This is a genomic window from Pseudomonas sp. GW822-FHT02E03, from assembly GCF_058802325.1.
The window spans coordinates 1-23,509 of sequence record NZ_JBXAOA010000045.1 but is presented as its reverse complement, the minus strand read 5'-3'; the positions used below and the strand labels follow the sequence as shown (position 1 = coordinate 23,509).

The following is a 23,509-nucleotide window of genomic DNA, read 5'->3' as shown; positions in this document are numbered from 1 at the left end:
CATGCGCAGATCCAATCGAGGTTTTACCCTGATCGAAATCATGATCGTGATTGCGATCATCGGGATCGTCATCACCATTGGCTATCCGAGCCTCACCGAGTATGTAAAAAAGGGCCGTCGTACTGAAGTGGCTGGTCTGCTTTCCGAGCAGGCACAGATCCTGGAGCGCTTCTATTCGAAGAATAATGTCTATACCAATGCCACCGGTCTGAGCGCCGGCAATGATTTCTATACCATCACCCCGACCCTGACCGATCAGACCTTCCTGCTGACGGCAACACGCAAGGCCGGTTCGAGCATGGCGAGCGACAAGTGCGGTAATTTCACGCTGACCAATACTGGCGTTCGGGGCATGGTCAATGCAACGTCCGGCCTGACCACCAAGGATTGCTGGGGTCGCTGAGTTTATTTTTCAGGCGCCCTTTGCGCCTTCTGTCTATTGAACGGTTGGATCAGAACATGAGCAGGCAACAGCAAGTGGTGATTGTCGGCGGCGGCGTGATTGGCCTGCTGACGGCGTTCAATCTCGCCTCCGAAGTACAGAGCGTCGTGCTGCTGGACCGCTCGAATGTCGGTCAGGAGTCGTCCTGGGCCGGTGGCGGGATCGTTTCGCCACTCTACCCGTGGCGCTACAGCCCGGCGGTCACTGCGCTGGCTCATTGGTCCCAGGATTTTTATCCACAGCTGGCGGAACGTCTGTTCGCCGCCACGGGTGTCGATCCTGAAGTGCACACCACCGGGTTGTACTGGCTGGACCTGGATGACGAAGCCGAAGCGCTCGCCTGGGCCAAACGGGAAAACCGCCCGCTGCGGGCTGTGGATATCTCTGCGGCACATGATGCGGTGCCGGTATTGGGCGCTGGTTTTTCGCGGGCGATCTACATGGCCGATGTGGCCAATGTGCGCAATCCACGGTTGGTGAAATCCCTCAAGGCAGCCTTGCTGGCGCGGCCGAACGTGACAATTCATGAGCAGTGCGAGGTCAGCGGGTTTATTCGTGAGGGCGCTGCGGTGGTCGGGGTACAGACTTCGATGGGGGCCATTGCGGGTGATCAGGTGGTTTTGACCGCAGGGGCCTGGAGCGGTGACTTGCTGAAAAAGCTGGGCCTGGAGCTGCCGGTCGAACCGGTCAAAGGCCAGATGATTCTCTACAAGTGCGCGGCGGACTTCCTCCCAAGCATGGTTCTGGCCAAGGGTCGTTATGCCATTCCTCGGCGTGATGGGCACATTCTGATCGGCAGTACGCTGGAGCATGAAGGCTTTGACAAGACACCGACCGACACTGCGCTGGAAAGCCTGAAGGCCTCGGCGGTGGAGTTGATTCCGGCGCTGGCGGAAGCCGAAGTGGTGGGGCATTGGGCCGGGTTGCGACCGGGGTCGCCGGAAGGGATTCCTTATATTGGCCGGGTACCGGGATTTGACGGGCTCTGGCTCAACTGCGGGCATTACCGCAATGGCTTGGTGCTGGCGCCGGCGTCGTGTCAGTTGTTTGCGGATGTGATGTTGGGACGGACGCCGATTATCGACCCGGCACCGTATGCCCCAGCCGGGCGTATTTGACCGCATGATTTTTGTTGTCGGTCAGATCGCCTTCGCGGGCAAGCCTCCCTCCTACAGGTTTGAGTCGATCAATAAGTTTGTGAACGACATCAAATCTGTAGGAGCGAGGCTTGCCCGCGAAGAGGCCCTCAATCCAACCCCAATTTCTTGAGCCTGTAACGCATCGACCGAAACGACAGATTCAACCGCTGAGCCGCTGCCGTGCGGTTCCAGCGGGTTTCTTCCAGGGCCTGGAGGATGAGTTTGCGTTCGACGTTTTCCAGATAGGCTTCCAGGTTGTCGATCTGCGTCAGGTCCGGCACGCCGCCATCCGGGTTGCAGTTGCCTTCGGCCAGCCGCAGGTCGCTGGCTTCGATCTGTTTGTTCTCGCACAAGGTGTGGGCCCGCTCAAGCATGTTCTCCAACTCCCGAACGTTTCCTGGAAAACGATAGCTTTTCAGTGCGTCGAGGGCTTGCGGGTGGAGTTTTGCCGCGGGTTGGCCAGTGCCAGTTGCCAGTCGCTTGAGCATATTGTTGGCCAGAAGCTCAATGTCATCGCGGCGTTCGCGCAAGGGCGGTACCCGCAATTCGATCACATTAAGGCGGTAGTACAAGTCCTGGCGAAAGCGTTCGGCGGCGACTTCGGTATCGAGGTCTTTGTGGGTGGCGCAGAGAATGCGCACATCCACCACGGTTTCCTGCTGTCCACCGATGCTACGCACGGCTTTCTCTTGAATGGCCCGCAAAAGTTTGACCTGCATTGCCAGTGGCAGGTCTGCCACTTCATCGAGGAACAAAGTGCCGCCATGGGCGGCCTGGAATAGCCCGGGTTTGTCTTCGATGGCACCACTGAAACTGCCTTTGCGATGGCCGAAAAATTCGCTTTCCATCAATTCCGAAGGGATCGCTCCGCAGTTCACCGGCACAAATGGTCGGGTGGCGCGTGGGCCTTGGTCGTGGATCAGTCGGGCGACCAGCTCCTTGCCGCTGCCGGACTCGCCGCTGATGTACACCGGGGCCTGGCTGCGGGCCAGTTTGTCGATTTGTTTGCGCAGACTGCGCATTGGCAGGGAGTCGCCCAGTAGCCGACGGTCGATGACGCTGCTGGCACCGCCTGGTGCCGGCAGACTCAAGGCGCTGGTGACCAGTTCGCGCAAACGGGTGAGGTCGACCGGTTTGGTCAGAAAATCGAAGGCGCCAGCCTTGAGGGCGTTGATTGCCGTTTCCAGGCTGCCGTAGGCGGTAATCATCGCCACTGGCACTTGCGCATAGCGCTGCTGGATATGCTGCACCAGTGCCAGACCGGTGCCGTCGGGCAGGCGCATGTCGGTCAGGCACAGGTCGAATGTCTCCCGTGCCAGCAGAGCTTGCGCTTCTGCGAGGTTGCGGGCACTAAAGGTATCGAGTTTCATCCGTCCCAGGGTAATTTCCAGGAGTTCGCGGATATCCGGCTCATCGTCGACGATCAGGATTTTTTGCCGTGGGCTTATGTTCAACTTTGTTTCCGTCCGTGAGCAAAAGTGATGCGAAAGCAGCCGCCTTGGCGTGGTTTGAAGTCTAGGCGGGCCTGATTGCTTTCGCACAGCTCACGGGACAGATAAAGCCCCAGGCCAGTGCCCTGGCTGCTGGTGGTGAAGAACGGTTCGAACAAATGCGAGCGCTGGTCCGGCGCCACGCCGGGGCCATTGTCCAGGACTTCAAGGGTAGGCAACTGGCTGTCCGGGTCAATAAACAACTCGAGCCAGACCTGCGCCTGATCATGGTTCAGGGCACTATGGCGCCAGGCGTTGCGCAACAGATTGTCGAGAATCTGGGTCAGCTGATTCGGATCCATCAGGGTTGTGAAGTCCCCCGAACCGATTCGCAGGTGAACTAGCTGACGCTCGGTCGCACCCTCGCGGGTTTCGGCCACGAAGTGCTCCAGCCATGGCCGCAAATCCAGCCGTTGCGGCACGGTTTGCTGGCGACGGGACAGTTGCAGGACGTTTTCGATTACCCGATTCATTCGCTGAGAGTGGTCTTGAATAATCTGTGTCAGACGCCGATCCGCGCCGTTCAGTTCCTCGGATTCCTGCAGTAACTGGGCGGCATGACTAATGGCACCCAGTGGATTGCGGATTTCATGGGCAATACCGGCAGTCAGGCGGCCGAGGGCGGCGAGTTTAAGTTGCTGGGCCTGCTGGGCGATTTGGGCGAGGTCTTCGAGAAAAACCAGCGTCTGGTGGTGCGGGCTTTGGTCCAGGGCAATGAAGCTCGGTTGCAGCTCCAGGCCATTGCTGGCGATTTTCAGGCTTTGCGGGCGCAAAGTCGGATTGTTGAACCAAAGTTGGAGTCGCTCGACCAAAGGCATCGAATGGTCGTCGATCAGTTGGCCATCGAGTTTTTCCTGCCCCAGCAAGGTCAAGGCGCTGTGATTGGCCAGTTGCACACGCCGTTGGTCGTCGAGCACCAGAATGCCCGTGCGCATACGTTGCAGGATCAGTGCGTTGAGGGCTTCGAGGCCGAGCACTTCACTGGCTCGCTGCTCGGCCAGGGTTTCGCTGACTTCAACTCTTCGAATCAAGCCTTGCACCAGCAATGCCGCGACAAAGCACAGAGCACCGAGCGTGCCGATTTGCAGGTAATCATTGGGACTGGTGGGGTGGCTGAAGCTCAGAAGGAAGCTCAAACCCACGATGCCGAGGGCGCCAACAGCCGCAATCAGCAGGCCAATGCGCCCGCGCAGCAGGGTATTGCTGATGACCACTGACACGATCAACAGGTTGCCGATGGCGCTGGGCATGCCGCCAGCGGCATAGAACAGACCGCATAGCAGCAGGACATCGACCAGCGCCAGGCCGAACAACTGCGCCGGGCGACGGGTGTTCTCCAGAAAGACCACCAGCAGGATATTCAGCACCAGGTACAACCAGCTGCCGTTGCGCAGCAAGTCGTCATTGGCAAACGTCAGCAACTGGCTGTCCATATTGCTGGAGATCAACAGCACCAAGGTGATGCCGATGCTTAAACGGTAGAGGTGATAGAGGCGCAGCAGTCGCTGGGCCTGTTTGTTGCCGGGACTGGACGTCTCAGCGATCACTGGAACCCGGGCCTTGCTCAAGGTGAGCCTGGCTGCAATACCACTGTTGTTGAAGGCTCAGCGCGCGGTCGCGGGGCAGATGTACGCCGCAATGAGCGCAACGGACCATGGGCGGAGCATCTTGCTCTCGCGGCGTGTTGGCGCCCGAAACCGGGGCCTTGAACTTGCGCCAGAGCCATACCGCAGCGGCAATCAGTGCGATCCAGAATAATAAACGAAGCATGGTGAGCTGCTTTTTGAGTAGTGAATTGGCAGTTTAGCCAAGGACGGGTCGGTCGCACAGCGCAATACGCTCACCCCTGAAATCCGGTAATAAAAAAGGCGCCTCGAAAGGCGCCTTCTCGGCACAACACTCAGCGTCAGTCGAACACGCCGAAGGTCATGTAGCTGAACCACGAGCGGTCGGCGTTGTTGGCTTCAGACTCGTGCTGCTCTTCTTCGATCACATCGCCGTTTTCATCTTTTGGCTTGAGTTCGTTCGGAATCGAGTCCTTGGCGTCCTGGAACTGCCTCTGCACGTCCTGGTTGGCGCGGGTTTCACCCGGTGGCAGCGGCGGACGGGATTCGATCAGGCCCAGGGTGGCCTTGCTCAGCCACGAACGGTTGTCGGCTTCGTCCTTCGAGGGCACGAACTGACCGTCCACCAGGCTTGGGTGGTTCGGGTAGTTGAGCTTCAGGGTTTCGAGGCTGGTTGCGGCCAGTTCGTCCAGGTGCAGACGCTGGTAGGCTTCAGTCATCACTGCCAGGCCGTCACCGACCGAAGGTGTTTCCTGGAAGTTTTCCACCACGTAGCGACCACGGTTCGCGGCGGCGACATAGGCCTGACGGGTCAGGTAATAGTCGGCAACGTGAATCTCGTAGGAAGCCAGCAGGTTGCGCAGGTAGATCATGCGCTGCTTGGCGTCCGGCGAGTAGCGGCTGTTCGGGAAGCGGCTGGTCAGCTGGGCGAACTCGTTGTAGGAGTCGCGAGCGGCGCCCGGGTCACGCTTGGTCATGTCCAGCGGCAGGAAGCGCGCCAGCAGGCCGACGTCCTGGTCGAAAGAAGTCAAACCCTTGAGGTAGTAGGCGTAATCGACATTCGGGTGCTGCGGGTGCAGGCGAATGAAACGCTCGGCGGCGGATTTCGCAGCCTCAGGCTCGGTGTTCTTATAGTTGGCGTAGATGAGCTCGAGTTGAGCCTGATCGGCGTAGCGACCGAACGGATAACGTGACTCCAGGGCCTTCAGCTTGGCTGTGGCGGCGGTGTAGCTATTGTTGTCCAGATCGTGCTGAGCCTGCTGGTACAGCTCGACTTCGCTCAGGTTTTCGTCTACGACTTCCTTCGATGAGCAAGCAGCGGTCAATGCGAGGATGGCGATCAGCAGCAGGTGTTTCACTTGCATGGCGGCTTGCGTCCCTATGACGGCCGCTGTCTTGGGCGGGGCCGTCCTGTTATGATGAGTGCCCCGTTGAAAAGCCTCGGGGCAAAAGACGCCGTATTTAACCACAAGCGCGCAGCCGAAACCAAAGGCTGTGCCGACGCCTAGTCTGAGCATGTCCGATAAAATTGAACTTCGCGCAGAGGTGCCGTCCGAATTGGGCGGCCAACGCCTCGATCAAGTCGCCGCACAATTATTCGCTGAGCACTCGCGCTCGCGCCTTTCCGCCTGGATCAAAGACGGCCGCCTGACTGTGGATGGGGCGGTTATCCGCCCGCGAGACATCGTTCACGGTGGCGCCATTCTTGAACTGACTGCCGAGCAGGAAGCTCAGGGCGAATGGATCGCTCAAGACATCGAGCTGGACATCGTCTATGAAGACGACGACATCCTGGTGATCAACAAGCCTGCGGGCCTGGTGGTGCATCCGGCTGCCGGCCACGCCGACGGCACCTTGCTCAACGCTTTGCTGCACCACGTGCCGGACATCATCAATGTGCCCCGCGCCGGTATCGTGCATCGCCTGGACAAGGACACCACCGGTTTGATGGTGGTGGCCAAGACCATTCAGGCGCAGACACAGCTTGTCACGCAATTGCAGAGCCGTAGCGTAAGCCGGATCTATGAGTGCATCGTGATCGGTGTCGTGACAGCCGGCGGCAAGATCAACGCGCCGATCGGTCGCCATGGCCAGCAACGCCAGCGCATGGCCGTGATGGAAGGTGGCAAGCAAGCCGTCAGCCATTACCGCGTGCTCGAGCGTTTCCGTTCCCACACGCACGTGCGGGTGAAGCTGGAAACCGGTCGTACACACCAGATTCGCGTGCACATGGCGCACATCAACTACCCGTTGGTCGGAGACCCTGCCTATGGCGGTCGTTTCCGAATTCCGCCGGCCGCCAGTGTGACCATGGTCGAATCCCTGAAAAATTTCCCGCGTCAGGCGCTGCATGCGCGCTTCCTGGAGCTGGATCATCCGACCACCGGTAAACGCATGAGCTGGGAATCGCCTCTGCCGGATGACTTCGTCTGGTTGCTGTCGCTGCTCAAGCAAGACCGCGAGGCGTTCATCGGATGAGTGACTGGCTGATTCCCGACTGGCCTGCGCCTGCCGGGGTGAAAGCCTGCGTTACCACCCGTGCGGGCGGCGTCAGTCTGGCGCCGTTCGACAGCCTCAACCTCGGCGATCATGTCGACGACAACCCCGAAGCTGTCGCCGAAAACCGCCGTCGCCTTACCGATCATTTCTCTATTCAACCAGCCTGGTTAAAGCAGGTTCACGGCATTGTCGTGGCCCACGCGGATCCAGGCCTGGTAGCCACTGCCGATGCCAGCTGGACGGCAACACCCGGTATCGCCTGCGCGGCGATGACCGCTGATTGCCTGCCAGCACTGTTCTGCGACCGCGCCGGCACCCGCGTCGCTGCCGCCCATGCCGGTTGGCGCGGGTTGGCGGCGGGTGTGCTGGAGGCGACCCTCGACAGTCTGGCCGTGCCGCCTGAAGACGTGCTGGTCTGGCTTGGCCCGGCCATTGGCCCACAAGCCTTTGAAGTCGGCCCGGAAGTACGCGATACCTTCGTCCAGCAATTGCCTGAAGCCGCCAAAGCCTTTGTGCCGAGCCAGAATGCCGGCAAGTTCATGGCCGACATCTATGAGCTGGCGCGTTTACGTCTGGCCGCTCGCGGGGTTACCGCTGTTTATGGTGGCGGTTTATGCACCGTGACCGATCCACGCTTCTTTTCTTACCGCCGCAGTCCACGCACCGGCCGGTTTGCCTCCTTGGTCTGGCTTGAACGCTAGACTTCTCTGATCTGCATCAACATCACGACGCTTGAATCTCCCAGAATCGACCGCATCTATAGCGGTATCTGGCAGGTTTCTTCATTCAGGATGTTTATAGGTCCGGCCTGCTCAAAAGGAAGGTGACCCATGCGTATAGACCGTTTAACCAGCAAGTTGCAGTTAGCCTTGTCCGACGCCCAATCCCTGGCCGTCGGCCTCGATCATCCGGCCATTGAGCCGGCGCATTTGATGCAGGCCATGCTTGAACAGCAGGGTGGTTCGATCAAACCGCTGCTGATGCAGGTGGGTTTTGACGTCAACAGCTTGCGTAAAGAGCTGACCAAAGCCCTAGATCAGCTGCCAAAAATCCAGAACCCGACTGGCGACGTGAACATGTCGCAGGATCTAGCGCGTCTGCTTAATCAGGCCGATCGCCTGGCCCAGCAGAAGGGCGACCAATTCATCTCCAGCGAACTGGTGCTGCTCGCCGCCATGGACGAGAACAGCAAGCTCGGCAAATTGTTGCTGGGCCAGGGCGTGAGCAAAAAAGCCCTGGAAAATGCGATCAACAACCTGCGCGGCGGTGAGGCAGTCAATGACGCCAACCACGAAGAATCACGCCAGGCGCTGGACAAATACACCATCGACCTGACCAAGCGCGCCGAAGAAGGCAAGCTCGATCCAGTGATCGGCCGTGACGACGAAATTCGCCGCACCATTCAGGTCCTGCAGCGCCGCACCAAGAACAACCCGGTGCTGATCGGTGAGCCTGGCGTGGGTAAAACCGCCATCGCCGAAGGCCTGGCCCAGCGCATCATCAATGGCGAAGTGCCGGATGGCCTGAGAGGCAAGCGTCTGTTGTCTCTGGACATGGGGGCGCTGATTGCCGGTGCCAAATACCGCGGCGAGTTCGAAGAACGCCTCAAATCCTTGCTCAATGAACTGTCGAAGCAGGAAGGGCAGATCATTCTGTTCATCGACGAACTGCACACCATGGTCGGCGCCGGCAAGGGCGAAGGCTCGATGGACGCCGGCAACATGCTCAAGCCTGCATTGGCTCGTGGTGAACTGCACTGCGTCGGCGCGACCACGCTCAACGAGTACCGCCAATATATAGAAAAGGACGCAGCGCTCGAGCGACGCTTCCAGAAAGTCCTGGTGGATGAGCCAAGCGAAGAAGACACCATCGCCATCCTGCGCGGCCTGAAAGAGCGTTACGAGGTTCACCACAAGGTGGCGATCACCGACGGCGCGATCATCGCCGCGGCCAAACTCAGTCATCGCTACATCACCGACCGCCAGCTGCCGGACAAAGCCATCGACCTGATCGACGAAGCCGCCAGCCGCATCCGCATGGAGATCGACTCCAAGCCGGAAGTGCTGGACCGCCTGGAGCGTCGCCTGATTCAGCTGAAGGTGGAGTCCCAGGCGCTGAAGAAAGAAAGCGACGACGCGGCAAAGAAACGTCTGGAAAAACTGCAGGAAGAAATCACCCGTCACGAGCGCGAATACTCGGATCTCGAAGAAATCTGGAACTCGGAAAAAGCCGAAGTCCAGGGTTCGGCGCAGATCCAGCAGAAAATCGAACAATCCCGCCAGGAACTGGAAGCCGCACGCCGTAAAGGCGACCTGAACCGCATGGCCGAGCTGCAATACGGGGTGATCCCGGACCTGGAGCGCAGCCTGCAAATGGTCGACCAGCACGGCAAAAGCGAAAACCAGTTGCTGCGCAGCAAGGTGACTGAAGAAGAGATCGCTGAAGTCGTGTCGAAGTGGACCGGCATCCCCGTGGCGAAAATGCTCGAGGGCGAGCGCGAAAAACTGATGAAGATGGAAAGCCTGTTGCACCAGCGTGTGATCGGTCAGGACGAAGCGGTGATCGCTGTCTCCAACGCGGTGCGGCGTTCCCGCGCCGGGTTGTCCGACCCGAATCGCCCGAGCGGTTCGTTCATGTTCCTCGGCCCGACCGGTGTCGGCAAAACCGAGCTGTGCAAGGCGCTGGCCGAATTCCTGTTCGATACCGAAGAGGCGATGGTGCGGATCGACATGTCCGAGTTCATGGAGAAACATTCCGTGGCTCGACTGATCGGTGCGCCACCGGGCTACGTGGGCTATGAAGAGGGCGGTTACCTGACCGAGGCGGTGCGTCGCAAGCCTTATTCGGTGATCCTCCTGGACGAGGTCGAGAAGGCCCACCCGGACGTGTTCAACATTTTGCTGCAAGTGCTTGAAGATGGCCGTTTGACCGACAGCCATGGCCGCACGGTGGATTTCAAGAATACCGTGATTGTCATGACCTCCAACCTCGGATCGGTGCAGATCCAGGAGCTGGTAGGGGATCGCGAAGCGCAGCGGGCTGCGGTGATGGATGCGATTTCCACGCACTTCCGGCCGGAGTTCATCAACCGGGTCGACGAAGTGGTGATTTTCGAGCCGCTGGCTCGGGATCAGATCGCCGGCATTACCGAGATCCAGTTGGGTCGTCTGCGTAGCCGCCTGACCGAGCGCGAGCTGAAGCTTGAGCTGAGCCCGGAAGCGATGGATAAGTTGATCGCCGTCGGTTACGACCCGGTCTATGGCGCACGACCGCTCAAACGGGCGATCCAGCGCTGGATCGAGAACCCGTTGGCACAGCTGATTCTGTCGGGTCGATACATGCCAGGCGAGACGGCCAAGGGCACCGTGGAAAACGACGAAATCGTTTTCGTCTGATTCCCGCCGGCAGCAAATTGAAAGAGGCCTCGCATCGCGAGGCCTTTTTTTCGCCAGGCTGTTGAACTCAAAGGAAAAGGCTTGTAAAGTGCGCCCCGCAGTCAGTCACCCGCCAGGGTTTCCGCTCCCCAAGCTGGAATCCAAAATAAGTTGCAAATCATTAACTTGAAAGCAATTTAGGGGGTTGACAGAGGTGCTGAAGATTGTAGAATAGCGCGCCTCAGACACACGAACGCAGCGATGCGAACGGGTCGAAGAGAACGCAGTAAAGCTTCAAAGTTGTAAATTGAAATGTGTAGTTCCGTGATAGCTCAGTCGGTAGAGCAAATGACTGTTAATCATTGGGTCCCAGGTTCGAGTCCTGGTCACGGAGCCAATTTCAAACCGGGGTATAGCGCAGTCCGGTAGCGCGCCTGCTTTGGGAGCAGGATGTCAGGAGTTCGAATCCCCTTACCCCGACCATTTTTGGGTCGTTAGCTCAGTTGGTAGAGCAGTTGGCTTTTAACCAATTGGTCGTAGGTTCGAATCCCACACGACCCACCATTTTTGAAACCAGTTAACGCTGGAATCGAATCTTAAGATCAGACGCCAAAAGCTCTGTTCGCAGAAGGCGCCTTTCAAAGGTGCCTTTTTTTTACCGGGGTATAGCGCAGTCCGGTAGCGCGCCTGCTTTGGGAGCAGGATGTCAGGAGTTCGAATCCCCTTACCCCGACCATATTAAAAATCCTCGTATCGAAAGATACGGGGATTTTTTTTGTCTGCTGCAAATGCAGAAAAGCCCTGCTTCTCGACGCAGAGGCAGGGCTTGGGCCTTCAGAGGCTTAACTATTGTCTTTCAGGTGCTCGAACAAGCCCTTTGGCATTTTTTTGCCATTGGCTTCGTAGTTGGCTTTCACGTTATCAAAAGCCTCTTGTTCCGAGATTTGGCCGTCATGGTTGGTGTCGATCTTGTCGAAATCGGCCTTGGGCGCCACTTTCAAAAACTCCGCGCGGGATACCTGGCCGTCATCATCGGTATCGGTCCGGGCCATCGAAGCATCGCCGCACTTGCCTTCGCCACATTTACCTTCGGGCGTCTTCACGACCTGTTCCGCCGAGGCCAGCAGGTAGCCTTGAGTCAGCGGCTGCGAAGCGAATACGGAGCCGGACAACATCACGCCGCCGGCCAGGACAGCGCCGAGCAGGCCAACGGTGTTTTTGCTGAGAGTAGTGGTACGGGACATTACAAATCTCCTGGGTTGCACAACACAACCGCTCGATAAAGGACGCCACGTGAGTGCGGCGATGACCGAAGCAGGCAGTGCCTTGCTCGGGTGTGGCCATTTAGCGGGCGTGGTGTATCGCTACTGTGTCGCGCAAGGGGGGCTTTGTAAGCGAAGGGATGGAATCAGGGGGGAGATACAGTGAGAAACACAAGTGCCTGGAAGTTGGACCGAGGCGCCTGCATCGCGGGCAAGCCACGCTCCCACAAGATCATTAGTGGTCGCACATTTTGTGTACGACACAGATCCACTGTAGGAGCGTGGCTTGCCCGCGAAGAGGCCCTAAGTAACGCCGAAAATCTTAATGCAGCTTCAGCCGCGGCTCAGTCCCGCGCCCAATCTTGCTACCCAGCATCAACATCGCTGTGCGGAACGCGCCATATAGCGCCATCTGGTGCATGCGATACAGCGATACGTAAAACATCCGCGCCAGCCAGCCCTCGAGCATGACGCTGCCGGTCAGGTTGCCCATCAAGTTACCCACAGCCGAAAAACGCGACAGCGAAATCAGCGAACCATAGTCGGTGTATTTGTACTCCGGAAGGGCTTTGCCTTCGATCCGCAGTTTCAGCGATTTGGCCAGCAACGAAGCTTGCTGGTGCGCAGCCTGGGCACGCGGCGGCACATTGCGATCAGTGCCCGGTTGTGGGCAGGCCGCGCAGTCACCGAAGGCGAAGATGTTCTCGTCGCGGGTGGTTTGCAGGGTCGGCAATACTTGCAGCTGATTGATGCGGTTGGTTTCCAGGCCATCGATGTCCTTGAGGAAGCCCGGCGCACGAATCCCGGCGGCCCAGACTTTGAGGCTGGCGTTGATCACTTGGCCATCGGCGGTAATCAGGCTGTCTGCCGTCACTTCGCTGACTGCCGCATTGGTCATGACGTTGACCCCGAGTTTCTCCAGGGTTTTATGCACAGGGCCGCCGATCCGTTCCGGTAGCGCAGGGAGCACCCGTGGCCCGGCTTCGATCAGGGTAATGTGCATGTTTTCCGGTTTGATCCGGTCCAGGCCATAGGCCGCGAGTTCATGGGCGGCGTTGTGCAGTTCCGCTGCCAGTTCGACCCCGGTGGCACCGGCACCGACGATGGCCACGCTGATTTGTTGCACCGTGTCGGTTTGCCCGGCATGGGCGCGCAGGTAGTGATTGAGCAGTTGCTGATGGAAGCGCTCAGCCTGTTTGCGGGTATCAAGGAACAGACAGTGCTGCGCCGCGCCTTGAGTGCCGAAGTCGTTGGTGGTGCTGCCGACGGCAATCACCAGCGAGTCGTAAGGCACTTCGCGCGCCGGAACCAGCTCCAGACCGGCCTCGTCGTAGGTGGCGGCCAGCTGGATTCTCTTCTGTGCGCGATCGAGCCCGCTCATACGCCCCAGCTGGAACTCGAAGTGGTTCCATTTTGCCTGGGCAACATAGTTGAGTTCGTCTTCGGAAGAGTTCAGGGAACCTGCCGCCACTTCGTGCAACAACGGTTTCCAGATGTGGGTCAGGTTCGCGTCGACCAGCATTACACTGGCCGTGCCGCGTTTGCCCAGAGTCTTACCCAGACGGGTAGCCAACTCCAGACCGCCGGCGCCGCCGCCAACGATGACAATACGATGAGTCATGGGGATATCTCGCAAGGCTAAAAGAAATCGGTGCAATTACCCGAGCGAGCGCGATGCAACTCATAGCGTCAGGTAACTGATAAGTCGGCTCAACAGGCCTAAACCCATGGTCACTGCCAACACCAGCACCAGGAGCATCCACGGCCGGAAAGGCCGGCGCTCGACTTGGTGCTGGGACAGGTTCAGGTACTCTTCGACATGCTTCTGGTCGTCGGGGTTCAGGCGGCTGGTCATAAAGGCCTCGTCAGGTAGACGTTGCTGAATGTGTAGACGCTACAGCGCGCAGCGATGTCGCGACCTATCCGGTATGGAACGGAGCATAGTTGCTGGCGGGAATGGCGAATGATTCCACTTTGTAACACTCGGCGACCAACTCCTGCAACGGACTCACAGGCTGATCCCGACGTCGAAAACGATGCTGCGCCCCAGGTTGCTGCGCAGGAAATCCGGGGCTTCCGGGTGGGCGAACAACACTCGGGCGAAGGTCGGGCCGACCAGCGACAACGAGCGCCAGCCCTGACGCAGGTATTCGGTGGGCGGCGGAAAGTGGCTGTTGAGGTCCAGCACTTCGCGCTTGAGGCTGGCGAAGGCGATGATGTCCAGATCCCCCAGGTCCATGCCACGCTCTTTGTAGTTGTGGGCTTTTTTGCGCAAGGTCGGCGCCAGTCTCAGCAGAAATTCATTGGCCGGGATGCGCCGGGGCTTCGCCTCGCGGCGCACTAGCTGGCTCAGGGAAAACGCGCTGCGTCGACGTTGCAGCTCGTCGCGCCATTCATCGTTGAGGCGCCGACCCTCGTCGAGCACGAAGAACACTTCGAAGTTCGCGTCGCGGAACAACACGTCCGGAGGCTCCCCGGCGGGGGCAAATTCGTCGGCGCGATAGGGAATGTTCAGGCCTTGCAGCAGGCGCTGGCAAACCCAACGCTCACGCTCCCATTTGCGGGCATTGGAGAGGAACGTGTTGGCTTGCTCGGCCGCAATGGTCAGCAGGCGTAAATAATCTGAATCATCCATAGGCCCAAGCTTAGCGTTCAAATGTGATCTGAATAATAAGTCTGTCGCAAAAGAAAAAAGTCTGTCGGGATTTCTTCAGCCGTTTTTTCTGGTATGCCTATGGGTGTTCATCACCGAATATCCTCTGCCGCCGTGTCAGGTCTGTCCCTGATTATCTGGCCCGGGTTCTTGCGCTTGATCCACCCATTCCCAGAACAGCTGATAGCCGACCGCGAGTATCACAGGGCCGATAAACAGGCCGAGGATACCGCCCGTGACCATGCCGCCCAAGGCGCCGATCAGCACCACGGGCATCGGCACATCGACACCACGACCCAGCAGCAGCGGTTTGAGGACGTTATCGACCAATCCCGCGATGAAGACATAAATGGCAAACACAATGGTCGCCGTACTGGCACCTTCGCTCATGAAAACAAAGACGATGACCGGAAGGGTAATCAGGGTGGCCGGTAACTGCATGATGCCAAGAAGCAGCACCGCCAAGGCGAGAAGGCCGGCTCCGGGGACGCCCATGAACACAAAGCCGATGCCCACCAACAGCATCTGGATGAAGGCGATACCGACCACCCCCAACGCCACTGCCCGGATGGTTGCGGTGCACAGATCGGCGATTTTCGGCCCGTTGATTGGACCGCTGAAACGCGTAACGATTTGCACCGCGCTACGATGGCCACTTTCTCCATACGCTAAAAAAATACCGGCAACAATCAGGGCGACGATGAATAAAAGGAGCCCCATGCCGACACCCGCAAGCTTGCTCAGCAGGGAGAGGCTGACACCTTTGATCTGCGGCATGAACTTGTGTGCCAGATCGGGCAGGTCAGTGGTGGCTTGCGCCCACAAGTTATAAATAGGTTCGCCCACCAGTGGCCAGCTGGCTACCGCATCGGAGGGTGGCGGAATATGGAAACTGTCGGTCTTGACCATGGTCATGACCTTCTCCACGGAATCCGCAATCGAGGCTCCCAACAAATAAATAGGCACCATAAGAATACTGATGACGACCAATACGATCAGCGTTGCGGTGAGCCCGTCTTTATTCCCAAGCTTGCTTTTGAACCTGACTTGCAAGGGGTAGAGGGTGATTGCCAGGATCACCGACCACAGCATCAGATCGAGGAACGGGCTGAATATCTGAAAGCAGAACATCACCAGAACGGCAATCACTCCGGCACGAATCAGCACATCGAGCAGGTCTCGGGAAAAAACCTTTTCGAGCATGGGTATGGGAACCATGGATTACCTCCTGTAGAGAGTGGCAAGGGCCTGCATTTGGTAAGTCCAGCCCTGGTCGCAAGTGAGCCGGTGAACATGCCGCTCAGCGACTCTTGTCCTCCCGACCCATCCAATCCACCGGATGTATCGCGAGATAGCTGTCGACTGCAGAGCCTATTGTTGGAAAGAACGCTGTTTCGCCAAGCCGCGCAAAAAGCCCGAATCGCTTCAGCTTGTCCTTGACCGGGTCCTTCATCTCGGCCACGCACAACTTGATACCCGCCGCGTGCAACGTTTCGTCCAGTTCCGCCAACATGTCGGCGGAGGTCACGTCCACGCTGGTGACGGGTTCCGCCGCAACAACCAGCCAGCGCACTGGCGTAGGCGATGCAGCCACGGCGTCCAGCACTCGGTCATGGAACAACTCGGCGTTGGCGAAAAACAACGGCGCATCCCAGCGAAACAGGACCAGGCCGGGTACAAGGCGCGCGTCGGGATAGCGCTTGATGTCGTGATAACCCTTCACGCCGTCTGCGCGTCCCAGGACGGCAGAGTAAGGACGCCAGCCATCCCACAGAAATTCGATGACGGCGATCACGATGGCCAGGCCGATCCCCTCGATCGCACCCAGCACGGCCACGCCGATGGTGCAGACGATTGACAGCCAGAACTCCCAACGCTGGATTCGATAAATGCGTCGCAGGTCGGTGACTTCAATCAGGCCGATGGCGGAGGCGATCACCACCGCAGCCAGTGCGCTGGTAGGTAAATCCTTCAACAGGTCTGGTGCCACCACCAGCAGTAAGGCAACAGCAAGCGCGCCGATGACGCCGGTCAACTGGGTTTTGGCGCCTGCAGCCTCGGCCACGGGCGTACGTGACGAACTGCTGCTGATCGCAAAACCCTGAAAAAAACCGGCGGCCAGGTTGGCGACGCCGAGGCCCACCATTTCCTGGTTCGGGTCCACATAGGTGCGGGTCCGCGCCGCATAGACACGTGAGAGCACGCTGGTATCGGCGAACGAAACCAGGGCAACGGCGCAGCCGCCGATCAGGACGGGGACGATGTCATCGCGGGTGATCCAGGGGATGGCGAACGCAGGCAAGCCTTGCGGAAGAGAGCCAAGAACTGACACTCCCGCACGCGCTGCAAGGTCCAGCACACCCACGGCGACGGTCGCCCCTGCCACGGCGATCAGAATGCCCGGCACGCGTTTGTTGCCCTTGAGCAGCAGAATCACGGCCAAGGTGCCTGCGCCGACCATGAAGGCGGTCCAGTTGGTTTTCCCCTCCATTACAGCCGTAGCGATCGCCCACAGGTTTCTCAGCGGGCCGTCGGATTCAATCGAAAAACCGAAAAACTTCGGCAGTTGGCTGATCAATACCGTCAGCGCGATCCCGTTCATGTACCCGTAGCGGATCGGTTTGGAAAGAAGCTCCGTGACAAAGCCCAAGCGCGCTATGCCGGCCAGGATGCACACCACCCCAGATACGATCGCCATCATGCTCGCAAGGGCGATGGCACGATGCGGATCACCGCCGGACAGTGGCAGCACGACGGCGAGAATGACGGCAGCCAGCGAGGAATCCGGCCCCAGCACCAGAATCCGGCTGGGTCCGAACAGCGCATAAGCGAGTAGCGGAACGATGGTCGCGTAAAGGCCATAGATGCCGGGTACGCCCGATGCCACCGCGTAGGCGATGCCGACAGGCACCAACATCGTGGTCAGCACCAGTCCGGCCACGAGGTCGTGCCGCAACCAGGTTATTTTGTAACCGCGCAGCGTGCGTAGTCCGGGCAGCCAACGACTCCAACCGGTGTCGCCGCCGGTGTTGCGATGGGCAATGCGTCCCGGTTCCGGGACGGGAGGCGAAGCATCCGAATGGCTCATAGGACTGTGGCCCTTTGGTGTACAGCGCAGATCCGCTTGAACGTGCCGGTCAGAATTTTTCCGGAATTCGCCGCAGCGGATAATCCGGTTCACGATAGCCGCCTGATTTCTGCCGTTTGGGCAAAATCACCTTCTCGCGCGGTACATTCTTGTACGGAATACGGCTGAGCAAATCAGAGATGATGTTGAGGCGGGCCCGCTTCTTGTCGTTCGAGTTGGCCACAAGCCACGGAGCATGATCGGTGTCGGTCGACTTGAACATGTCGTCACGTGCGCGCGAGTAGTCATACCAGCGGCTGTATGACTTGAGATCCATGGGCGTCAGTTTCCAGGTTTTGCGGCCATCCTTGATCCGAGCCTCGAGCCGGCGAGTCTGCTCCTCTTCGCTGACTTCCAGCCAATACTTGAACAGCATGACGCCCGAGTCGACCATCATGCGTTCCATGAGGGGGGCCAGGGCCAGGAAACGGGTCACCTGCTCATCGGTACAAAATCCCATCACGCGCTCGACCCCTGCGCGGTTGTACCAACTGCGATCGAAGATCACCACTTCGCCAGCCGCGGGCATGTGCGCCAGGTAGCGCTGTATATACATCTGGCTCTTCTCGCGATCGGTCGGTGCAGGTAGCGCCACCACCCGAAAGACACGCGGGCTCACCCTCTCAGTGAGCGCCTTGATCGTCCCACCCTTGCCGGCGCCATCCCGCCCTTCGAAGACGATACAGATCTTGATGCCCTTTTGTTTCACCCATTCCTGCAACTTGACCAGTTCGACATGCAGTCGGCGTAACTGCTCAAGATAGTCTTTGTTCTTCAGTTTCAAGGGTTCAGCGGAGTTGCTTTTTACAGGGGTTTTCTTCTTGTCCTTTGCCATGACCCAAGCCTCACCTATGCCAGTCGCTGACTACCGATAGATGGACCCTGCAGGTGCAGCTATCAGCTTGCAGATCGCGCATTGCTTCGAGCAAACCTGGCGTCAGTCGTGGACGGCCCTCTGCTCTTGACGTTCAACTCCATCACCAACCGCGTGAGTCTAGTCCATGAATCAACCCTCTACAGGGTTGCTACAGGGCATTGCACAAAACGGATAGCGATCTGCGCAAAGCGGCTATTGCCCCGTGCCCGGTGTCTCTACCCTCGGCTGTACGGACGTTAGCCGCGTTACCGACTCTTAAAAAAACAACAACAAGAGATAGATGCCATGCGCAAGATCGACGTACATGAGGTGATCGACAACGCTCGATTCAACCGCTTTCACTGGATGGTGCTGTTCTGGTGCGCCCTGATCATCATCTTCGACGGATACGATTTGGTGATCTACGGTGTGGTGTTGCCGATGCTGATGAAAGAGTGGGGGCTCAGTCCCCTGCAAGCCGGCGCGCTGGGAAGTTATGCATTGTTCGGGATGATGTTCGGGGCGCTGTTTTTCGGCCCGCTGTCGGACAAGATTGGCCGCAAGAAAGCCATCACCCTGTGCGTGATGCTCTTCAGCGGTTTTACCGTGCTCAATGGTTTTGCTCGTAACCCCACCGAGTTTGGCCTCTGCCGGTTCATTGCCGGACTGGGCATTGGCGGGGTGATGCCCAATGTCGTGGCGCTGATGAACGAGTACGCGCCGAAGAAAATCCGCAGCACGCTGGTGGCGATCATGTTCAGCGGTTACTCGGTGGGCGGCATGCTCTCGGCGGGGCTCGGCATCGTGCTGATCCCCAGTTTCGGCTGGCAGTCGGTGTTTTACGTGGCGGTGCTGCCGTTGCTGTTGTTGCCGTTAATCATGTACTTCCTGCCTGAATCGGTGGGTTTCATGCTGCGTCAGGGGCGCAATCAAGAGGCGCGCAACGTTCTGGAGCGGGTTGACCCGGCTTACGTTGCACTCGCCAGCGATCAGTTGCACATGAGCGAAGTGAAGGGCACTGGCACCCCGGTGTTGCAACTGTTCCGCGAGGGTCGTGCGCTGCGCACGCTGATGCTGTGGCTGGCGTTTTTCTGCTGCTTGCTGATGGTCTACGCCTTGAGTTCCTGGCTGCCGAAACTGATGGCCAACGCCGGTTACAGCCTGGGCTCGAGTCTGTCGTTCCTGTTGGTACTCAACTTCGGTGCCATTTTCGGCGCGGTCGGCGGCGGGGTGCTGGGCGACAAGCTCAACCTGCCGCGTGTGTTGGCGGTGTTCTTCGTCGTTGCTGCGGTATCGATCACCTTGCTGGGCTTCAACAGTCCGATGCCGGTGTTGTACCTGCTGATCGCCCTTGCCGGCGCCACCACCATAGGCTCGCAGATTCTGTTGTACGCCTGCGCCGCGCAGTTCTACTCCATGACCATCCGCTCCACTGGTTTGGGCTGGGCGTCGGGCATCGGCCGCAACGGCGCGATCGTCGGTCCGCTGCTGGGCGGTGCCTTGCTGGGGATCAGTCTGCCGCTGCAACTGAACTTCATGGCGTTTGCCTTGCCCGGTGCGGTGGCCGCTCTCGCCATGACCGTGTTCGCCATCAGCAGCCAGCGCAGCGCCAAAGGTGCCACCCAGACGCTGGCGCCGACCAGCGCCTGAACCCGGCAGTGGCGGCACGGCGTCACGCCGTGTCGCCGGCCTGGGCACCCACACATTTTTCCGAACAAGAGCGACCGGGCCTGTGCCACGGATCGCCTGATGCGTCTTGCGGCGAGGTTTCATGAAAGCGTTATTCCAGGACTTTTCCCTGTCTGCTGCCGTCGCTGGATTTATCGCCACGGTGATTTCCTACGCAGGCCCCTTGGTGATCATCTTTCAGGCCGCCGAGACCGCGCACCTCTCGCGGGAAGTGTTGTCGTCCTGGGTCTGGGCGATTTCCATCGGCAGCGCCGTGCTCGGTATCGGTTTGAGCCTGCGTTACCGCGTCCCGGTGATCATCGCGTGGTCGGCACCGGGCTCGGCGTTGCTGGTGGCACTGTTGCCGGGAATCTCCATGCCGGAGGCGGTGGGCGCTTACCTGGTCAGCAGCCTGATCATTTTCCTGGTCGGCGTGTCGGGGGCGTTTGACCGGATCATCGGCAAACTGCCCGCGGCGATTGCGGCGGCGATGCTGGCGGGGATTCTGTTCAGCTTCGGCACGGGGTTGTTCGTCTCGTTGCAAGGCAAGCCATTGCTGGTGCTGGCGATGTTTGCCACGTACCTGATCTGCAAGCGGGTGATGCCGCGCTATGCGGTGTTGATGGTGCTGCTGGTGGGCTGTTCGATGGCGTTTCTTGCCGGTGATTTGCACCGCGAAGCGCTGGTGATCGGTTTGGCCACGCCGGTGTGGATCACCCCCGCGTTCAGCTTGAGTGCAATGCTGAATGTCGCCTTGCCGCTGGTGATGGTGGCGCTGACCGGCCAGTTTGTTCCCGGCATGGCGGTGCTGCGTGCCAGCGGCTACCCAACGCCGGCCGGCCCGATCATCGCCAGCAGCGCGTTGGGCACTGCGCTGTTGGCACCGTTCGGTTGTCACGGGTTGAATCTGGCGGCGATTACCGCCGCCATTTGTACCGGTCGCGAGGCCCATGAAGATCCGCGCAAACGCTATGTGGCCGGGGTCGTGGGCGGGCTGTGTTACCTGGTGCTGGGGATCTTCGGTGCCACGCTGGTTTCGTTGTTTTCGGCGTTCCCCAAGGAACTGATCGCAGCCCTGGCCGGGCTGGCGCTGTTCGCCGCGATAGCCGGGGCGTTGGCCGGCGCAATGGCCGTGCCGAGTGATCGCGAAGCCGCGCTGGTGACCTTTCTCACCACCGCCTCGGGCATGTCGCTGTTTGGTTTGTCCGCCGCTTTTTGGGGGCTGATTTTCGGCATGGTCACGCACGTGCTGTTGAGTGCCCGGCGTCCCGCGCCGGCGATTCAAGCGGCTCCTGCGCAGGAGGTGGCGCGCTGATCGAGTAGTTAATCGAAACCCGATCCTTATCCGTTTTCACCATCCCTCGCGGCGAATCCGCCACGGGTGGAGCACTTCAACCTGTCGATCAATAACAATAAGAGAACAGCGATGAAACAGATTTTTCCAGCAACCGGTTCAGTGTTGTCCCTGGCGGTCGTCTCGGGTTTTTCCAGTGGCGTGATGGCCGCCGAGGGCGGCTTCATCGAAGACACCACGGCCACCTTGCAGGCGCGTAACTACTACTTCAGTCGGGACTTTTCCGACATCGTCGGGGCCAATCAACAGTCGAAGGCCGAAGAGTGGGCGCAAGGCTTCATCCTCAACGTCAAGTCCGGTTACACCCAGGGCCCGGTCGGTTTTGGTGTGGATGTCATCGGCCTGCTCGGCCTCAAACTCGACAGCAGCCCGGACCGGGTCAATACCGGTTTGCTGCCGGTGCACGATGATGGTCGCGCGGCAGATGATTACAGCCGTCTGGAAGGCGCGCTGAAGATGCGTTACTCCAAGACCGAGCTGAAAGTGGGGGAGTTGCAACCCAACGTGCCGGTGCTGGCCTTCAGCGATATCCGGCTGCTGCCGCCCAGCTATCAGGGCGCAAGCATCAGCTCCAGTGAAATCGATGGCCTGACCTTGCAAGGCGGCCACTTGAATTCGACAAGCCTGCGCAACGAGGCCGGCGACGAAAAGATGCAAGCCATGCTCGGTCATGTACCGCAGCGTCAGGTCAGCAGCGATGGTTTCAACTTTGCTGGCGCCGACTACGCCTTCAATGACAAACGCAGCTCGGTCAGTGCCTGGTTCGGGCAACTGGAAGATATCTACAACCAGCGCTTTCTCGGTCTTAAACACAGCCAGCCGATGGGCGACTGGACCTTGGGTGCCAACCTCGGCTATTACGATTCGCGCGAAGACGGCAAAAAGTTGCTGGGCAATATCGACAACCAGGCGTTCTTCTCCTTGCTGTCGGCCAAGCGCGGCGGCCACACGTTTTATCTCGGCTATCAGGGCATGTTCGGCGACAGCGCCTTCCCGCGGGTGTTTGCCAACATCTCACCGCTGGGCAACGAGGTGCCGACCTACGAGTTCGCCTACACCGATGAACGCTCCTGGCAAGCGCGTTACGACTACGACTTCGCGGCCCTCGGCATGCCCGGCCTGACCAGCACCGTGCGTTACATCACCGGCAATAACGTCGACACCGGCAAGGGCTTTGAAGGCAAGGACCGCGAACGCGATCTGGACATCGGTTATGTGCTGCAGAGTGGCAGCCTCAAAGGCCTCGGCATCCGTGTTCGCAATGTGATGGCGCGTTCCAACTACCGCAGTGATATCGACGAAAACCGCCTGATCCTCAGCTACACGTGGAAGCTGTTATGAGCCCGCGGTCACAGATCTGTGGTGCAGTCACCCATGACTTCGTACGTCACGCGATGGGTCTGGCCCTGATGATCGACGTACTCCATGGTCGCAGGCACAACCCCGCAGGCGGTTGCGGTGTTCGTCACTGAAACCACCTTGGCGATGTCCAGCGGCTGCGCCGGGTTGTGCGAGGTGGCGGCTGGCGCGTTGCCGGCGGCCAGGGCCGAGGTGGCGGCGAGGGTCAAAAACAGGCTGATCAAGGTTTTCATTTTTCCGTACTCCGTGTTGATTCCGATGGCTCAATTCTAGGCTTTGCCCACGACCGATAAAGGGGCCTCGGCCTGATTCAGCCTTACAGGAAACGTAACAATCGCTGGTTCTTTTTGATCGGGTACATATCCGTTTCTGCGGTAATGGCTGCTTATGGTTCCGCCCTTACGGCGGGGGCGGCTACCGCGGTATCCATGCCGCGGAGCCCCCTGCGCAACGCCTGCGTTCGGCCTCAGGGAAAGGGGCAGATCAAGATCAAAAACCAAAGCAGAGCCACGGCAAGATCAAAAGATCGCAGCCTCGCTTCGCTCGACAGCTCCTACAGGGAAATGCGTGCACTTGAAGTCAGGCCGGCCGGTAGGCCGCCTCGCTTTTGCTTTTGCGATGCACGCCCCCTCGAGAGGCCGAGCGGAGGTTCTGCGCAGTGGGCAACCCGGCATGGATGCCGGGTTAGCCGCGCACGGCCATGGATGGCCGATCGCGGCGG

20 protein-coding genes and 4 tRNA genes are annotated in these 23,509 nt (G+C 59.2%); 12 read left to right on the top strand and 12 right to left on the bottom strand.

The window, feature by feature from the left end; genetic code table 11:
* Position 1 precedes the first annotated feature (1 nt).
* Together AC1RQB_RS23875 and thiO are read left to right on the top strand one after the other, a co-directional pair.
* Positions 2 to 403, top strand: coding sequence for a type IV pilin protein (locus AC1RQB_RS23875; RefSeq protein WP_063342486.1), 402 nt, complete (start codon positions 2 to 4; stop codon positions 401 to 403).
* A gap of 56 nt (positions 404 to 459) precedes the next feature.
* On the top strand, positions 460 to 1,560 hold the full coding sequence (gene thiO, locus AC1RQB_RS23870) for a glycine oxidase ThiO (protein ID WP_063342487.1): 1,101 nt from the start codon (positions 460 to 462) through the stop codon (positions 1,558 to 1,560).
* A 128-nt stretch (positions 1,561 to 1,688) separates the two neighbouring features.
* Here thiO and AC1RQB_RS23865 read toward each other — a convergent pair whose 3' ends face one another.
* The 4 genes from AC1RQB_RS23865 to AC1RQB_RS23850 all read right to left on the bottom strand — a co-directional run bounded on the left by AC1RQB_RS23865 (position 1,689) and on the right by AC1RQB_RS23850 (position 6,000).
* A complete protein-coding gene (locus AC1RQB_RS23865) occupies positions 1,689 to 3,035 on the bottom strand; it encodes a sigma-54-dependent transcriptional regulator (protein WP_063342488.1) in 1,347 nt (448 codons plus the stop codon).
* Positions 3,032 to 4,618, bottom strand: coding sequence for a sensor histidine kinase (locus AC1RQB_RS23860; RefSeq protein WP_063342489.1), 1,587 nt, complete (start codon positions 4,616 to 4,618; stop codon positions 3,032 to 3,034). The genes AC1RQB_RS23865 and AC1RQB_RS23860 overlap by 4 nt, the downstream gene beginning before the upstream one ends.
* Positions 4,608 to 4,841 carry a PP0621 family protein gene (locus tag AC1RQB_RS23855; protein WP_007901926.1) on the bottom strand — a complete coding sequence of 78 codons (234 nt, stop codon included), beginning with the start codon at positions 4,839 to 4,841 and terminating at the stop codon, positions 4,608 to 4,610. Before AC1RQB_RS23855 ends, AC1RQB_RS23860 begins: the two co-directional genes overlap by 11 nt.
* Before the next feature lie 136 nt (positions 4,842 to 4,977).
* Entirely contained in the window at positions 4,978 to 6,000 is a 1,023-nt protein-coding gene (locus tag AC1RQB_RS23850) for an outer membrane protein assembly factor BamD (RefSeq protein ID WP_008068432.1), read from the bottom strand.
* Between the two features lie 151 nt (positions 6,001 to 6,151).
* Here AC1RQB_RS23850 and rluD point away from each other — a divergent pair, with 151 nt between their 5' ends.
* From rluD to AC1RQB_RS23815, 7 genes are all read left to right on the top strand, one after another.
* Entirely contained in the window at positions 6,152 to 7,114 is a 963-nt protein-coding gene (gene rluD / locus AC1RQB_RS23845) for a 23S rRNA pseudouridine(1911/1915/1917) synthase RluD (RefSeq protein ID WP_007901932.1), read from the top strand.
* On the top strand, positions 7,111 to 7,836 hold the full coding sequence (gene pgeF, locus AC1RQB_RS23840) for a peptidoglycan editing factor PgeF (RefSeq protein WP_063342490.1): 726 nt from the start codon (positions 7,111 to 7,113) through the stop codon (positions 7,834 to 7,836). Before rluD ends, pgeF begins: the two co-directional genes overlap by 4 nt.
* 129 nt (positions 7,837 to 7,965) lie before the next feature.
* The gene (gene clpB / locus AC1RQB_RS23835) at positions 7,966 to 10,530 is read left to right on the top strand and encodes an ATP-dependent chaperone ClpB (RefSeq protein ID WP_008068434.1); all 2,565 of its coding nucleotides are present in this window, start codon (positions 7,966 to 7,968) and stop codon (positions 10,528 to 10,530) included.
* Positions 10,531 to 10,830: 300 nt separating this feature from the next.
* Positions 10,831 to 10,906 (top strand) — tRNA-Asn (locus AC1RQB_RS23830).
* Positions 10,907 to 10,915: 9 nt separating this feature from the next.
* Positions 10,916 to 10,992, top strand: a tRNA-Pro gene (locus tag AC1RQB_RS23825).
* A 5-nt stretch (positions 10,993 to 10,997) separates the two neighbouring features.
* Positions 10,998 to 11,073 (top strand) — tRNA-Lys (locus AC1RQB_RS23820).
* 95 nt (positions 11,074 to 11,168) lie between these two features.
* Positions 11,169 to 11,245 (top strand) — tRNA-Pro (locus tag AC1RQB_RS23815).
* 106 nt (positions 11,246 to 11,351) lie between these two features.
* Here AC1RQB_RS23815 and AC1RQB_RS23810 read toward each other — a convergent pair.
* The 7 genes from AC1RQB_RS23810 to ppk2 all read right to left on the bottom strand — a co-directional run bounded on the left by AC1RQB_RS23810 (position 11,352) and on the right by ppk2 (position 18,386).
* Complete coding sequence (locus AC1RQB_RS23810) at positions 11,352 to 11,753, bottom strand: HvfA family oxazolone/thioamide-modified RiPP metallophore (RefSeq protein ID WP_008068435.1); 402 nt, start codon at positions 11,751 to 11,753, stop codon at positions 11,352 to 11,354.
* A gap of 340 nt (positions 11,754 to 12,093) precedes the next feature.
* Entirely contained in the window at positions 12,094 to 13,392 is a 1,299-nt protein-coding gene (locus AC1RQB_RS23805) for an NAD(P)/FAD-dependent oxidoreductase (RefSeq protein WP_008068444.1), read from the bottom strand.
* A 60-nt stretch (positions 13,393 to 13,452) separates the two neighbouring features.
* Positions 13,453 to 13,626: a DUF3094 domain-containing protein gene (locus tag AC1RQB_RS23800; protein WP_007901951.1), complete on the bottom strand. Its 174-nt coding sequence runs from the start codon at positions 13,624 to 13,626 to the stop codon at positions 13,453 to 13,455.
* Between the two features lie 153 nt (positions 13,627 to 13,779).
* Positions 13,780 to 14,406: a DUF1780 domain-containing protein gene (locus AC1RQB_RS23795; RefSeq protein ID WP_007901952.1), complete on the bottom strand. Its 627-nt coding sequence runs from the start codon at positions 14,404 to 14,406 to the stop codon at positions 13,780 to 13,782.
* A gap of 135 nt (positions 14,407 to 14,541) precedes the next feature.
* Positions 14,542 to 15,642, bottom strand: a complete 1,101-nt coding sequence (locus AC1RQB_RS23790; RefSeq protein WP_063342491.1) for an AI-2E family transporter — start codon at positions 15,640 to 15,642, stop codon at positions 14,542 to 14,544.
* Between the two features lie 82 nt (positions 15,643 to 15,724).
* Complete coding sequence (locus tag AC1RQB_RS23785) at positions 15,725 to 17,512, bottom strand: SulP family inorganic anion transporter (RefSeq protein ID WP_063342492.1); 1,788 nt, start codon at positions 17,510 to 17,512, stop codon at positions 15,725 to 15,727.
* A gap of 49 nt (positions 17,513 to 17,561) precedes the next feature.
* Positions 17,562 to 18,386: a polyphosphate kinase 2 gene (ppk2, locus tag AC1RQB_RS23780; protein WP_007901960.1), complete on the bottom strand. Its 825-nt coding sequence runs from the start codon at positions 18,384 to 18,386 to the stop codon at positions 17,562 to 17,564.
* Positions 18,387 to 18,713: 327 nt separating this feature from the next.
* Between ppk2 and AC1RQB_RS23775 the strand changes: the two genes are divergently transcribed.
* The 3 genes from AC1RQB_RS23775 (at position 18,714) to AC1RQB_RS23765 (ending at position 22,770) form a co-directional block, all read left to right on the top strand.
* Positions 18,714 to 20,057 carry an aromatic acid/H+ symport family MFS transporter gene (locus tag AC1RQB_RS23775; RefSeq protein ID WP_063342493.1) on the top strand — a complete coding sequence of 448 codons (1,344 nt, stop codon included), beginning with the start codon at positions 18,714 to 18,716 and terminating at the stop codon, positions 20,055 to 20,057.
* 121 nt (positions 20,058 to 20,178) lie between these two features.
* Positions 20,179 to 21,390 carry a benzoate/H(+) symporter BenE family transporter gene (locus tag AC1RQB_RS23770; protein ID WP_063342494.1) on the top strand — a complete coding sequence of 404 codons (1,212 nt, stop codon included), beginning with the start codon at positions 20,179 to 20,181 and terminating at the stop codon, positions 21,388 to 21,390.
* Between the two features lie 111 nt (positions 21,391 to 21,501).
* A complete protein-coding gene (locus AC1RQB_RS23765; RefSeq protein WP_063342495.1) occupies positions 21,502 to 22,770 on the top strand; it encodes an OprD family porin in 1,269 nt (422 codons plus the stop codon).
* A gap of 8 nt (positions 22,771 to 22,778) precedes the next feature.
* On the opposite strand, the gene AC1RQB_RS23760 is transcribed toward AC1RQB_RS23765, so the two are convergent.
* Complete coding sequence (locus AC1RQB_RS23760; RefSeq protein ID WP_063342496.1) at positions 22,779 to 23,021, bottom strand: DUF2790 domain-containing protein; 243 nt, start codon at positions 23,019 to 23,021, stop codon at positions 22,779 to 22,781.
* Between the last annotated feature and the right edge of the window lie 488 nt (positions 23,022 to 23,509).